A 13,052-nucleotide genomic window follows, 5' to 3' on the forward strand; every position below is an offset into this window, starting at 1 on the left:
TCGGTGCTCCTTCCTGTCAGATCTCAAGGCCGCATTTGCGGCCCTCGTAAAAGGCCCATGGCGCCTGGCGCGGGGCCTGTGCGTCGCCGATGAGAATGGGGGCGAGGTCGGACAGCGCCTCCGACAGCGGATCAAAGGCGCGGTTCGTGGTGGCCATGACAAGGGCGGAAGAGGCAATCTCGCGCTCGGACCCGTCCAGCAGGTTGCGCAGCAGCGCCCCGTTGCCGCGCCATTCCAGAATGCCGTGCTCGGTCAGCATCTCGACGCCCAACCTCGCCAGCCGCGCCCGGATCGGAATGTCGGCGCTGGTGCGTGTCAGGTCTTTCCCGACATAAGGATCGGGCGTGACCAGCGTCACCTGCTTGCCCGCTTCCGCCAGATGCCACGCCGTGCCGACGCCGCGCATATTGCCGCCTTCATCCAGGACGATCACATGATCGCCAAGCCGCGCATCGCGGCGCATCACGTCCTCGGCGGCATAGACATGGCCATTCGCCAGCCCCGGCAGCGGGCCAAGCTGCGGCAGCCAGCGTTGTGTCGCCTCCTCATCCGGCAGCGATCCGGTGGCCAGCACCACCTGATCGGCGCCGATCCCCCGCACATCGTCTGCGTCCAGAAAACTGTTCAGATGCAGCCGCACCCCGAGCCTGTCGAACTGCCGTTCGTACCAGTCGAGCAGCTCCGTGATCTGCCCCCGCCGCGGCTGTTCGCCCGCCAGCCGGAACTGCCCGCCAATGACCGCCGCCGCCTCGTGGATCTCGACCGAATGCCCCCGTTCCGCCGCCACCCGCGCGGCCTCCAGCCCCCCCGGGCCCGCGCCGACGACCAGCACCTTTTTCGGCGTCTCGGCAGGCGTAAACCGGTCCCCGCCCCACTGGTATTCGCGCCCCACGGAGGGGTTCACGAGGCAGGAAATCCAGTAATCGCGTGACCGGCGGCCCCAGCACATCTGGTTGCAGGAGATGCAGCCGCGAATGTCCTCCGGCCTGCCCTCCGTCACCTTGCGCGCCAGATGCGGGTCGGCGATCTGCCCGCGCACGATGGAGACCAGATCGGCCTGACCCGACCCGATCACGCTTTCCGCATTGTCGGGCGTCCTGATCCCGCTTTCGGCCTGCACCTTGGCGTGTTTGAGTTCCCGCTTGAACACCTCCGTCGCGGGCACCGTGGGCTTTTCGCCCATCACGAAGGTGGGCATCAGCTTCTCGAAGTCGAGATACCCGCCAGAGCCGCAACTGACGTAATCCAGATGCCCCGTCCCATCATGCAGCGCGAGGATTTCGGTCAGGTCCTCAATCCCGAGGCTCACCGCATAGCTGTCAGAATAACTCACCGACATGCCGACGATGAAATCCTCGCCGCAGGCGCGCCGGATGCCTTCAAGGATGCGCATCGACATCCGCGTGCGGTTTTCCAGCGACCCGCCCCAATCATCATCCCGCCGGTTGCTCCAGGGTGTCCAGAACTGATCGAGAAGCGAGTGATAGGCAGCCCAGATCTCGACCCCATCAAAGCCCGCCTGCTGGCAGCGCCGCGCGGCGGCGATGAAACCCGCGATCATCTCCTCGATCTCGGCCCCGGTCATGGCATGGCTGCCGTCGCTGTCGTGGTAACTGGGCCGCCCCGACGGCCCCCAATGCGGCTGGTAGCTGAGATCGGAATCGCCGTGCTGGCCCACATGGTAAAGCTGCTGCAACACCACCGCGCCCGCGTCTTTCACCGGCTCCAGGATGCGGCGGAAGGCGGGGATCACCGCGTCGTCCTCCGCCAGGAAATTGCCCCGCGTCAGCACGCCGGTGCGGTGGACGGGCACGGGTTCCGCCACGATCATCCCCGCGCCGCCCAAAGCGCGTTCCAGCAGGTAGGCCCCGAACTGGTCGCCCGGCAATCCGTTCACCGACATGTTCGCCGTGTGGGCTCCAAAAGTGATGCGGTTGCGCAGGGTCTTGTGGCGCAGGTCGAGCGGGCTGGTGAGGCGGGGAAAGGCGGTCATGGGCTCTTCCGTCTGCACGAGGGGTGCACGGGGGGTGTACAGGGGGTGTACGGGGGGCACCCCCCTGTTTTTGGCGCTGTCACATCAGATGAACTTATGCGTAAACAGAGGGTTAACCTAGTACCACGCATCGGGCAGCTCCTCCTTGCGGCGGGCGACGAAGGCTTCCAGCTCTTCTCGCATCGCGTTGTCCATCGGCGGGGCCTCATAGCTCTCCAGCATCCCTGTCCAGCGTTCATGGGCACGGGCGCGCATGTCTTTCGATCCGGCCTCTTCCCAGCTTTCCACATTCTCGCTATCGCTCAGTTTGGGTTCATAGAACGCGGTCTGATAATTGCGCATCGTGTGGCCGCAGCCAAGGAAATGCCCGCCCGGCGCGACCTCTGCGTAGGCATCGCGGGCGAAGGCTTCGTCGGACACATCCAGGCCCTGCGACAGCAGCTTTTGATAGCTGCCGAGCCGGTCGGCATCCATCACCAGTTTCTCGAACCCGGTGCACAGCCCACCCTCCAGCCAGCCTGCCGCGTGCAGCACGTAATTGGCCCCCGCCAGCATGGTGGAATGCATGGAGTCAGCACTCTCATAGGCGGCCTGCGCGTCCTCGATCTTGGAGGCCGTCAGCGACCCGCCACAGCGCAAGGGCAGGCCCGCACGGCGCGCAAGCTGGCCGATGGCGTAGTTCGACATGACGGGTTCCGGCATCCCGAAGGTGGGGGCGCCGGACTTCAGCGACATGGACGACAGGAAGTTGCCCAACACGAAGGGCGCGCCCGGGCGGACCAGTTGCGCATAGGCGCAGACCATCATCGCCTCGGCCATCGCCTGCGCGACGCTGGCGGCCGTGCTGACCGGCCCCATGGCGCCCGACAGGATAAAGGGAACCACCACAATCCCTTGATTTCGCGCGCAATATACGCGGATCGCCTCAGTCACCACCTTGTCGACCAGAAGGGGCGAGTTGGTGTTGACGTTGCCCATGATGACGCAATTCTGCTCCATCACATCGGCACCAAACACGATTTCCGCCATGGCGACGCTATCCTCTGCGCGGCTCATTTCCGTGATCGCACCAAGGTGGGGTTTGTCTGACAGGGTCATATGGGCCAGCAGCATGTCAAGGTGGCGCTTGCTGACCGGCACGTCGCAGGGTTCGCAGGTGACGAAGCCGCCGTGATGCAGGTTGGGGTGCATATAGGTGAGCCGCACGAGGTCGCGGAAAGCGGCCATGTCGCCATAGCGCCGCCCGCCCTTAAGGTCGCGCACGAAGGGCGCGCCGTAGATGGGTGCGAAGACCTGATGCGCACCGCCGATGGTCACCGACCGTTCCGGGTTGCGGGCGAGCTGCGTGAACTGGCTCGGGGCCTTCGCACACAGGCTGCGAATCCAGTCAGCGGGAGCACGCACGACATCGCCCTCGACCCGCGCGCCTTCGCGTTTCCACAGTGCAATTGCTTCTGGATCGTCACGAAACGCGATGCCCACATCCTGCAGGATCCAGTCGACCTGTGCCTCCAGCTTTTCGATCTGGTCCTCGTCCAGCACATCGAAGAAAGGCAGCACCCGCCGGATATGCGGCGAGGCGGGGGAGTTGCCGGAACCGGCGCTTCGGTTGCGGGTCGGGCGGCTGCGTCTGGCCATGGCGGGCCCTTTTAAAATTGTTTCAGACACAGGTTAATGCTGATCAAAGCCCTTGTGACGCTTGAAAAGGATGATGTTTAGGATAACCTCAAATTATGCGAAATCTCTGGGATCAGCTTTGTTCACCGCGTCACCTCATGGTGTTCGAAGCCGCCGCCCGCAGCGGGTCATTCACCCGTGCGGCTGAGGAGTTGAACGTTCAGCAGCCCGCTGTCAGCGCCACGATCCGGGCGCTGGAGGACCGGCTTGGCGTCGCCTTGTTCCTGCGTGGGCATCGCAGGGTCACGTTGACGGCAGCAGGGGAACGGCTCTTCTCGGATGTTTCGCGCGCGTTCGAACAGCTTGCGCATTCGGCCACGGCGATCCAACACCTATCACGCCGGGATTACGTGACCCTTAACGCCTCGACCGCCTTCAACAATCACTGGACAATGCCCCGCCTCGCGGCCTTGAAATCGGCGCATCCGCAGATCGACCTGCGTCTTCAGACCAGCGACCGGGAACCGGATCTGTACGCCGAGAATATCAGCCTCGCCGTGCGTCGCGGGGATGGCAACTGGCCCGATTGTGAAAGCGTGCTGATCGCCACGGAACGAATTTACCCCGTCGCTGCGCCCCGCGTGATGGCGGCGGCGGTCAATCTGAAAGGCATCCCCGGCCTGCTGCATCAGCGCCTGATCCATCTGGAAGAGCCGATCCGCGAACGCCCGGTCTGGAGCGACTGGTTCGCCCATTTCGGCATCCGCGCGGAGGTGCCGTCCAGCGGGCTACGCCTGAACGACTACGCCCTTGTCCTGCAGGCGGCGATGGCGGGGGAGGGCTTTGCCTTCGGTTGGCATCACATCGTCACGGGGCTGGTCGATCAGGGCCTTCTGGCCGCCCGCCCGGACTGGAGCTGGTGTTCTGACACCGGGTTCTACCTGGTGTGGTCCAGGCTGCGCCCCCTGTCGGACGACGCAAAGCTGGTCCGCGACTGGATATTGGCGCAGACGAAGGACGCCGTTTAACGCCCCAGCTCCCGCATGCCCCGGTCGATGCCTTCCAGGGTCATCGGCACCATGCGGCCCTCGAAGATGTCGTGGATCATCTTGATGGATTGGGTGTAGCGCCAATGGGGTTCTGGCGTGGGGTTGATCCACATGTGGTTGGGCCATTGGGCGCGGGCGCGGTCCAGCCAGACCTGACCGGCTTCCTTGTTCCAATGCTCATTCGCGCCGCCGGGCATGGCGATTTCATAGGGCGACATGGAGGCGTCGCCCACGAAAATGCATTTGTAATCAGACCCATAGGTGTTCAACACCTCTTGCGTCGGGATCTGCGCGGTCCAGCGGCGGGCATTGTCCTTCCACACGCCTTCATAAAGGCAATTGTGGAAATAGTAGTGTTCGAGATGCTTGAATTCGGACCGCGCGGCGCTGAACAGCTCCTCCACCACGCGGATATGGGGGTCCATGCTGCCGCCCACGTCGAGGAACAGGATGACCTTCACCGCATTGTGCCGCTCGGGGCGGGTTTTGACGTCGAGATAGCCATGTTCGGCGGTGGCGCGGATGGTGCCGTCGAGGTCGAGCTCTTCCTCGGCCCCGGTGCGCGCCCATTGGCGCAGGCGTTTCAGCGCCACCTTGATGTTGCGGGTGCCCAGTTCGATGGTGTCATCAAGGTTCTTGAATTCGCGCTTGTCCCAGACCTTGACCGCGCGCCGATGGCGGCTTTCCTTCTGGCCGATGCGCACGCCCTCGGGGTTGTAGCCATAGGCCCCGAAGGGCGAGGTGCCGGCGGTGCCGATCCAATTGTTGCCGCCCTGATGCCGGCCTTCCTGTTCCTTCAGCCGCTCGCGCAGCGTGTCCATCAGCTTCTCGAACCCGCCAAGCGCCTCGATCTCGGCCATTTCCTCGGCGCTCAGATGCTTTTCAGCGAGCTTCTGCAGCCATTCGGCGGGGATCTCGGCGGCTTCCATGACCTGTTCCGGCGTGATCTGTTCCAGCCCGCTGAAGGCATGGGCAAAGGCCCGGTCGAAGCGGTCCAGATGGCGTTCATCTTTCACCATCGCGGCGCGGGCCAGGTAGTAGAACCCGTCGAGGTCATAGGTCACCATGCCGGTGCCCACGGCCTCCAGGAAGGTCAGGTATTCGCGGACGGAAACCGGGATGCGGGCGGCGCGGAGCGTGTCGAAGAAGGGCAGGAACATCGCCGGTCCCTCAGGCGCCGCCGCGCAGCAGGAAGACGCCGACGAAGGTGCCGACGATCAGTCCGATCAGACCAAGCACGCCCGCGTAGTGCAGGATATCCATGCGATTTCCCTTGCGCCGCCAGGCGAGGAATGCGCCAAGCGCGGCCCCGATGACGAGCCCCAGAAGATTTATCAAGTCGCTCTCCTCAGCTTCGGTTCTGCGGAGACAGGGCGGCGACCTCGGTCAGCCGGGCGCGCACATCCTGATCCCGCCCGAAGCCATAGCGCGCCCATCCAAGCGAGTCGAGGCGCACAGATGCCGCTTCCGACATGCGGCCCTCGATCTCCAGCGCTTCGGCCTTGATCATCAGAAGCGTCGCCAGAAGCGAGGCATTTTCGGCCCGCGTGGCGGCGGGCAGGGCCTCGTTGACCAGCGTCAGCGCCCGCGCCCCGTCGCCCGCCGACAGGGCAAAGGCGGCAAGCTGCATGTTCACATGCGCGGTCTGGATGCTGCCGGGGTCGATGCTGCGGAAATTGTTTCCCGCAGCGATGAAGGCCGTGACAGACGTGTTGGCATCGCGCGACAGGGCCAGCCGCCCTAGCGCGAAATAGGAAAAGCCAAGCCGCGTGTCGGTCCAGCCATGGTTGGTGGCGATGGCGACGGCGCGTTGCGCGGCGGCGATGCGGGCGGGCACCGGTTGCCGTCCGCCAAGCGCCTCTTCGATGGCCAGGATCCAGTCCCGGTCGATGGGGCGGGGGGCGATTGCTGTGGCGCTGTTGCCTGCGGGATTAAGCCGCGACAAGATCGCGGGCAGGCGTGCGGCGACCTCTTCGCGGGTCATGCCGGACCGCAGCGATCCATCGTAATAGGCCCGCAGGATCAGCATGTCGAAGCCGGTCAGGACAGCATTGAAATTGTCATCGTTGAAGATGGAATCGGGCAGCCGGTAGAGGTCATTCAGAGGCCCGAGCGCCTGGCCGATTTCCTCGTGCAGGCAATCGCGCACCTCTTGCGGACTGACATCGTTGGGGATGAAGACCGTGGCATGTTCGCGGGTGGTCAGCGTCGTCCAGTCCAGCGTGCGGGAATTGCCCCGCGCGGCGCGGAACTCGTCCCAGGAGGACACGCGCGGCACCACGAAACAGGCGGCCTGCGGCACGGCACGCTGCATCCGGGCGCGCGGCAGGGTCTCGATGGTGATCGAGGCGGCGGTGCTGCCATGGGGCACGCGGGAAATGTCGATCCGCGCTTCCGAGCGGAGCCGCTGGATCAGCCTGTCCAGATCGCGCGACAGGGTCGGCGGCGCGCCGGGGGTGACAGCCACGGTCACCGGCCCTTCGAACCGCGACAGGACCGGGATCAGCCGCCCGCTTTCCATCTGGAAGCTGAGATCGAGGAAATCGCGCGCAATCGCGGCGTTCGATCGCGTGGGCGGTGTGGGGTTGGGCGTGCCGAACATCGACATGGGCGGCAGGGCATTGGGGATCGTGGTTTCCAGCCGGCCCGGCACATCCGACAGGTCACCCGGTTCACAGGCAGTGAGGACGATGGCGGCTGACAGGAGGAGGGCAGTCTTCTTGAACATCATCTTACCCCGTCGCTCGCCGATAGACCATGAAATCGGTCGCCGTCGCGATCTTGTCGTAAAGCGCGCGGGCGGTGCTATTGCCGGCTTGTGTCAGCCAGTAGACAGCAGGGCGCCCGGCGGCGTCGGCATCCGCATAGACGGTTTCGATCAGCGCCCGAGCCACGCCCTTGCCTCGGGCATCAGGGGTGGTGAACAGATCTTGCAGATAGGTCACCGGCTCGGGCCGCCAGCCATGGGCATGGGCGATGCTGTGAACCAGGCCAACGGCCGTATCCCCATCCCAGGCGATCCAGCCGCGCATGTCGTGCATGTCTGGGTCCGCATAGCGCGCAAAGGTCGCGTCATAGGTGCTGTCGGGAAGCTCGGTCTTGTAGAAGGCCAGATAGTCCCGCCATAGCGGAGCCCAATGGGCGCGATCCCGAGAATGAATCATGCGGATGTCCAGGTTTGTGCTCACCCTCGACGCCTCTTTTTCTTTGGGTTTCTTAGTTGTAACCAGAGCTAGGCGTCGATTGTGGCACAAATCGGGAGCGGTGCAAGCGAAGTCGGGGAAAGCTGCGGGCAAACTCCGGTCGCATGTTCAGCGCCGCTGCTGGCGCGCCATGAAGGCCAGCCGTTCAAACAGCGCCACATCCTGTTCGTTCTTCAGAAGCGCCCCATGCAGTTTCGGCAGCGCGCTGGCCCCGTCGCGTTTCAGATCCTCGGGGTCCAGATCCTCGGCCAAGAGCAGCTTCAGCCAATCCAGCACCTCCGAGGTCGAGGGCTTCTTCTTCAGCCCCTGTTGTTCGCGGATTTCGTAGAACTGGGTCAGCGCCTCGGTCAGCAGGCGTTGCTTGATGCCGGGGTGATGCACCTCGACGATCTGGCGCAGCGTGTCGATGTCGGGGAAGCGGATATAATGGAAGAAACAGCGCCGCAGGAAGGCGTCGGGCAGTTCCTTTTCGTTGTTCGAGGTGATGATGACGATGGGGCGGGTCTTCGCTCGGATCGTCTCGCCGGTTTCGTAGACGAAGAATTCCATCCGGTCGAGTTCCTGCAGAAGATCGTTCGGGAACTCGATGTCGGCCTTGTCGATCTCGTCGATCAGCAGCACGCATTTGCCTTCCATCTCAAAGGCTTGCCAAAGCTTGCCCTTGCGGATGTAGTTCGCAACGTCGTGAACGCGCTCATCCCCCAGTTGGGAATCGCGCAACCGGCTGACCGCGTCATATTCATAGAGGCCCTGTTGCGCGCGGGTCGTGGATTTCACGTGCCATTCGATGATCGGCAGCCCAAGCGCCCCCGCAACCTGCCGTGCCAGTTCGGTTTTTCCGGTTCCCGGCTCGCCCTTTACCAGCAGCGGACGCTCCAGCGTCACGGCTGCGTTGACGGCTACGGTCAGGTCTTCGGTTGCCACATAGGTGGCCGTTCCGTCGAATTTCATTGAAACGCCTCAATAGCTTGCCCGGATGCGGGCGCGACCATAACACGCCCGTACCGGGCGGCAAGCGAACAATAGATGGGGTGACAAGGCGTGCGCGTTCTTGTAATCGGGCGGCAATGCGACCGGGGGCATGCCCCATGTGAGTCGGACACGCCCGCCCCGGTCCCTTTTAGGGGAGCACAATGAAAGCCGAAGTCTTTCTGCCTGAAGATTACCGTCCCGCCGAGGACGAGCCCTTCATGAATGAGCGTCAGCTCGAATATTTTCGCCGCAAGCTTCTGAACTGGAAGAACGGTCTGCTGGACGAAAGCCGCGGCACCGTCGCTGTGTTGCAGGACGACACCCGCAACATTCCCGACGTGGCCGACCGGGCATCCGAAGAAACCGACCGCGCGCTGGAACTGCGCACGCGCGATCGTCAGCGCAAGCTGATCGCCAAGATCGACTCGGCCCTGCGCCGGATTGAAGAGGGCGAGTATGGCTATTGCGAGGAAACCGGGGAACCGATTTCGCTCAAGCGTCTGGACGCCCGCCCGATTGCCACCCTGAGCCTTGAGGCCCAGGAACGCCACGAGCGGCGCGAAAAGGTCCATCGCGACGACTGATACCGGCCGCGCCTGCGGGCGCGACGGTCATGGATCGGCCCCCTTGCCGGGGTCGCCGGCACCGGGGCCTGATCGCCCCGGTGCTTTTTCTTGGAAAGGGCGGAACATGCTGATCGGGCAGGACATCACGGTTCTGGGGGCAGGCATTGGCGGGCTGGCCGTGGCCACGGCGCTGGCACAGCGCGGCGCGCAGGTTCGGGTGCTGGAACAGGCCGATGCAATCCGCGAAGTCGGCGCCGGGCTTCAAGTCAGTCCCAATGGCGCCGTGGTGATGAAGGCGCTCGGGCTAGGTGAGGCGCTTGCCACGGCCGCCCCGCAGGCGCGGGCGGTGGAGCTGCGCGATTTTCGCCGCGGCGAGCCGGTGTTCCGCATGGAGCTGGACCGCGAAGACCAACCCTATCACCTGACGCATCGGGCCGACCTGATCGAGATCCTGCGTCACGCTGCAACCGAGGCCGGCGTGGCGGTGGAGCTTGGCCGCAAGGTCGAAGCCGTCACCACGGATGACAGCGCCACCACCCTGACCTTCGCGGGTGGCGCAGAGGAAACCCTGCCACTGGTCATCGGTGCCGACGGGCTGCAGTCTCAGGCCCGCGCCGCCCTCAATCCCGCCACGCGGCCCTTCTTTACCGGCCAGGTCGCCTGGCGTTGCACTATCCCGCTCGACGCAACCGATACGCCGCCCGAGGCCATTGTCCATATGGGACCGGGCCGCCATATCGTCACCTATCCGCTGCGCGGCGGCGAGCTGATGAATGTGGTCGCGGTCGAGGAACGCGACGGATGGGCCGCCGAGGGCTGGAATCACAAGGACCGGCCCGAGATCCTGCGCGCGGCCTTCGCCGATTTCGCGCCCGAGATCCGCGACCTGCTGTTTCGCGCCGATCAGGTCTATCTCTGGGGGCTCTTTCGCCACCCGGTGGCCAAGGTCTGGGGGCAGGGGCGTCTTGCGCTGCTTGGCGACGCCGCCCACCCGACGCTGCCCTTTCTGGCACAGGGCGCCAACATGGCGCTGGAAGATGCCTGGGTGCTGGCCGATGCGCTGGATCAGGAAGACGATATCGCCACCGCCTTCACCCGCTACCAGGCGCTGCGCAAGACCCGCTGTGCGCGGATCGTCGATGCCGCGTCGCGCAACGCCGAGAACTATCACCTGCGCCCCGGCCCCTATCGTGCGGCGGCCCATATGGCCCTGAGATTGGGCGCGCGGCTTGCCCCCCGGCTTGCGGCCAATCGGTTCCAGTGGCTCTACGGTCATGATGTCACCGCCCGGCGCTGATGCCGCCATCGTCCCCCTCTGGTCCTTCAACGCGGCAATCCCGACAAGTCCGGTTCCGCGACTCAGCGGTTCCGATCTGCGCGGTGTGCGCCGGGCATTTCAGCCGGGGGCCGCATCCGCTTGAGAACCCGCCACAGGGGGGCGATGAGATAAATCACTGAATCCGGCGTGAAATCTGTTCCCATTTGCGCGAGTTCACGCCCATGTGACCGGAAATGCCGAGGCATTGGTTGATTGACTCCCGCTTCGGGCAAATATCTTCTGTCATCAGAGGGCAGGGACAGCCTAAACTGGTTTGACCGGAGGAAATCGAGAGTGACCATGCAAACCACACATCGCCAGGCCGTCGCGCGGGCCCTACCGCGAAGCCGTTCCGCGGCAATTCCCATGACGACCCTTCTACTGATCATCGCAATGGCGCTGGCCGCCATTGCCTCTTCCACGCTGCCGGGCCGTGCCCAGGTGGCGGGTCCGTCCAGCTTTGCCGATCTGGTCGACGAAGTGGGCGACGCGGTGGTCAACATCACCACCACCAACCTTGTCGCATCCGGCACCGGACCGGGGCCGCAAGTGCCCCCCGGATCACCGCTGGAGGATTTCTTCAATGACTTCCTCGACCGCCAGATGCCGGGCATGCCCAATGGCCCCGCGCCGCGCCGCCCCAATGCGCTCGGCTCGGGGTTCGTGATCTCCGAGGACGGGTTCATCGTGACCAATAACCACGTGATCGAAGGCGCAGACGAGATCATGGTGGAATTCCGCGATGGCAGCGAACTGCCTGCCACCGTCATTGGCACCGACCCCAACACCGATATCGCGGTGCTAAAAGTCGAACCCGCAGCCCCGCTGACCTTCGTGCCCTTCGGCGACAGCGACGTGATGCGCGTGGGCGATTGGGTCATGGCCGTGGGCAACCCGCTCGGCCAGGGCTTCTCCGTCTCCGTCGGCATCGTGTCGGCGCGCGAACGGGCGCTGTCCGGCACGTATGACGACTTCATCCAGACCGATGCGGCGATCAACCGGGGCAACTCGGGCGGGCCGCTGTTCAACATGGCCGGTGAGGTCGTGGGCGTGAATACTGCAATCCTCAGCCCCAATGGCGGCTCGATCGGCATCGGCTTCTCGATGGCGTCGAATGTCGTGGCCGGGGTCGTGAACCAGTTGCAGGAATTCGGTGAAACCCGCCGGGGCTGGCTTGGCGTGCGCATTCAGGACGTTACGGCAGAAATCGCAGAAGGCCTGGGGCTGGACATTGTGACCGGTGCCCTGGTCACGGATGTGCCCGAAGGCCCCGCGCGCGCAGCCGGGATGGAAGTGGGCGATGTCATCACCACCTTCGACGGCGTCGAAGTGGATGACACCCGCGAGTTGGTGCGCGTTGTCGGTGCCTCGGGCGTCGGTGAAACCGTGCGTGTCGTGGTCTACCGCGATGGCGCGACGCAGACCCTGCTGGTGACGCTTGGTCGCCGCGAAACCGCCGAATCCGAGGCTTTCCCGGATGCGCCCGGTGCCGAGGTGATGCCGTCCTCCGAGATCCTCGGCCTGACGCTGGCCCCCCTGACCGATGAGGCCCGCGAGGCCAATGGCGTTCAGGATGGTCTGCTGGTCGAAGCGGTGGAGCCGGACTCGGAGGCCGCGGAACGCGGGCTGGAACCCGGTGACGTGATCACCGAGGTTGGCCAGCAGCCGGTCACCGATGTCGCGGGTTTCCAGGCCCGCGTGGATGAGGCCGACGAAGCAGGGCAGAACTCGATCCTGCTGCTGATCCGCCGCGATGGAACCCCGCGTTTCGTGGCGCTGCCGATCGACAAGTAAGCAAAAGCCCCTGTGTCATGCCAGGGCAAGGCCCCGCCGGAATGCATCCGGCGGGGTTTTTCTGTGCCAGATCCATGAAATCTTGGACAGAGCTTTCCCGTCATGTCACCTTTGTCGGATATCTTTCACATGGGGAGTGGGGCGATGATTGACCCAAAGGCAGTGGCCGAGATGGCTGCGCAATACACAGCAGCCTGGAATTCCAAATCAGCAGAGGCCGTTGCGTCATTCTATGCAGAGGATGGTGAGATCATCATCAATCGCGGCGACCCGTGGACTGGGCGCTCCCGTGTTCAGGACATGGCGGCTGGCTTTTACGCAGATGTACCGGACCTGACCCTGACCTGCGATGATCTGCGGGTCTCCGGAAACCACGCGATTTTTGTCTGGAGCTTTACCGGCCATGATGCCGGAACCGGCAATCCCCTCCACGTCAGGGGATGGGAAGAGTGGGAGTTGAATGAAGACCTGAAGGTCGCGGCTTCCCGCGGCTGGTTCGATGCCGAGGAGTACGCGCGCCAGGCGGCGGGCTAGGTCGCC

General features: G+C 64.4%; 12 protein-coding genes. 5 read left to right on the forward strand and 7 right to left on the reverse strand.

Annotated elements, in window-relative coordinates:
- Positions 1-16: 16 nt before the first annotated feature.
- Together EP237_RS08270 and EP237_RS08275 are read right to left on the reverse strand one after the other, a co-directional pair.
- Positions 17-1,993: an oxidoreductase gene (locus tag EP237_RS08270; RefSeq protein ID WP_127560021.1), complete on the reverse strand. Its 1,977-nt coding sequence runs from the start codon at positions 1,991-1,993 to the stop codon at positions 17-19.
- Positions 1,994-2,110: 117 nt separating this feature from the next.
- Positions 2,111-3,631: a trimethylamine methyltransferase family protein gene (locus EP237_RS08275; RefSeq protein WP_127560023.1), complete on the reverse strand. Its 1,521-nt coding sequence runs from the start codon at positions 3,629-3,631 to the stop codon at positions 2,111-2,113.
- A gap of 95 nt (positions 3,632-3,726) precedes the next feature.
- Here EP237_RS08275 and EP237_RS08280 point away from each other — a divergent pair, with 95 nt between their 5' ends.
- Positions 3,727-4,638, forward strand: a complete 912-nt coding sequence (locus EP237_RS08280) for a LysR substrate-binding domain-containing protein (protein ID WP_127560025.1) — start codon at positions 3,727-3,729, stop codon at positions 4,636-4,638.
- On the opposite strand, the gene EP237_RS08285 is transcribed toward EP237_RS08280, so the two are convergent.
- The 5 genes from EP237_RS08285 to EP237_RS08300 form a co-directional block, all read right to left on the reverse strand.
- On the reverse strand, positions 4,635-5,819 hold the full coding sequence (locus tag EP237_RS08285; protein ID WP_127560026.1) for a vWA domain-containing protein: 1,185 nt from the start codon (positions 5,817-5,819) through the stop codon (positions 4,635-4,637). The genes EP237_RS08280 and EP237_RS08285 overlap by 4 nt on opposite strands.
- Positions 5,820-5,829: 10 nt before the next feature.
- Positions 5,830-5,997, reverse strand: a complete 168-nt coding sequence (locus EP237_RS23105) for a hypothetical protein (RefSeq protein ID WP_164744664.1) — start codon at positions 5,995-5,997, stop codon at positions 5,830-5,832.
- 10 nt (positions 5,998-6,007) lie between these two features.
- On the reverse strand, positions 6,008-7,387 hold the full coding sequence (locus EP237_RS08290; RefSeq protein WP_127560028.1) for a DUF2927 domain-containing protein: 1,380 nt from the start codon (positions 7,385-7,387) through the stop codon (positions 6,008-6,010).
- 4 nt (positions 7,388-7,391) lie between these two features.
- Positions 7,392-7,823 (reverse strand): GNAT family N-acetyltransferase, encoded by a 432-nt coding sequence (locus EP237_RS08295; protein ID WP_240661576.1) that lies wholly within the window; start codon positions 7,821-7,823, stop codon positions 7,392-7,394.
- A 147-nt stretch (positions 7,824-7,970) separates the two neighbouring features.
- Positions 7,971-8,813 (reverse strand): AAA family ATPase, encoded by an 843-nt coding sequence (locus tag EP237_RS08300; RefSeq protein WP_127560032.1) that lies wholly within the window; start codon positions 8,811-8,813, stop codon positions 7,971-7,973.
- A 182-nt stretch (positions 8,814-8,995) separates the two neighbouring features.
- Between EP237_RS08300 and dksA the strand changes: the two genes are divergently transcribed.
- The 4 genes from dksA to EP237_RS08320 all read left to right on the forward strand — a co-directional run bounded on the left by dksA (position 8,996) and on the right by EP237_RS08320 (position 13,046).
- On the forward strand, positions 8,996-9,418 hold the full coding sequence (gene dksA, locus EP237_RS08305) for an RNA polymerase-binding protein DksA (RefSeq protein ID WP_127560034.1): 423 nt from the start codon (positions 8,996-8,998) through the stop codon (positions 9,416-9,418).
- A gap of 106 nt (positions 9,419-9,524) precedes the next feature.
- Positions 9,525-10,697 (forward strand): FAD-dependent monooxygenase, encoded by a 1,173-nt coding sequence (locus tag EP237_RS08310; RefSeq protein WP_127560036.1) that lies wholly within the window; start codon positions 9,525-9,527, stop codon positions 10,695-10,697.
- Between the two features lie 387 nt (positions 10,698-11,084).
- Positions 11,085-12,512 (forward strand): Do family serine endopeptidase, encoded by a 1,428-nt coding sequence (locus tag EP237_RS08315; RefSeq protein WP_164744665.1) that lies wholly within the window; start codon positions 11,085-11,087, stop codon positions 12,510-12,512.
- Positions 12,513-12,656: 144 nt separating this feature from the next.
- Positions 12,657-13,046 (forward strand): nuclear transport factor 2 family protein, encoded by a 390-nt coding sequence (locus EP237_RS08320; protein WP_127560039.1) that lies wholly within the window; start codon positions 12,657-12,659, stop codon positions 13,044-13,046.
- Positions 13,047-13,052: the final 6 nt, after the last annotated feature.

This window comes from Nioella ostreopsis (genome assembly GCF_004000255.1).
Taxonomy (GTDB): domain Bacteria; phylum Pseudomonadota; class Alphaproteobacteria; order Rhodobacterales; family Rhodobacteraceae; genus Nioella; species Nioella ostreopsis.

Excerpts from the sequence above, each read along its gene's own strand:
- EP237_RS08285 (WP_127560026.1), bottom strand. The coding sequence starts at position 5,819 with ATGTTCCTGCCCTTCTTCGACACGCTCCGCGCCGCCCGCATCCCGGTT.
- EP237_RS08295 (WP_240661576.1), bottom strand. The coding sequence starts at position 7,823 with ATGATTCATTCTCGGGATCGCGCCCATTGGGCTCCGCTATGGCGGGAC.
- dksA (WP_127560034.1), top strand. The coding sequence starts at position 8,996 with ATGAAAGCCGAAGTCTTTCTGCCTGAAGATTACCGTCCCGCCGAGGAC.
- EP237_RS08310 (WP_127560036.1), top strand. The coding sequence starts at position 9,525 with ATGCTGATCGGGCAGGACATCACGGTTCTGGGGGCAGGCATTGGCGGG.
- EP237_RS08320 (WP_127560039.1), top strand. The coding sequence starts at position 12,657 with ATGATTGACCCAAAGGCAGTGGCCGAGATGGCTGCGCAATACACAGCA.
- EP237_RS08300 (WP_127560032.1), bottom strand. The coding sequence starts at position 8,813 with ATGAAATTCGACGGAACGGCCACCTATGTGGCAACCGAAGACCTGACC.
- EP237_RS08290 (WP_127560028.1), bottom strand. The coding sequence starts at position 7,387 with ATGTTCAAGAAGACTGCCCTCCTCCTGTCAGCCGCCATCGTCCTCACT.
- EP237_RS08315 (WP_164744665.1), top strand. The coding sequence starts at position 11,085 with ATGACGACCCTTCTACTGATCATCGCAATGGCGCTGGCCGCCATTGCC.
- EP237_RS08275 (WP_127560023.1), bottom strand. The coding sequence starts at position 3,631 with ATGGCCAGACGCAGCCGCCCGACCCGCAACCGAAGCGCCGGTTCCGGC.
- EP237_RS08280 (WP_127560025.1), top strand. The coding sequence starts at position 3,727 with ATGCGAAATCTCTGGGATCAGCTTTGTTCACCGCGTCACCTCATGGTG.
- EP237_RS08270 (WP_127560021.1), bottom strand. The coding sequence starts at position 1,993 with ATGACCGCCTTTCCCCGCCTCACCAGCCCGCTCGACCTGCGCCACAAG.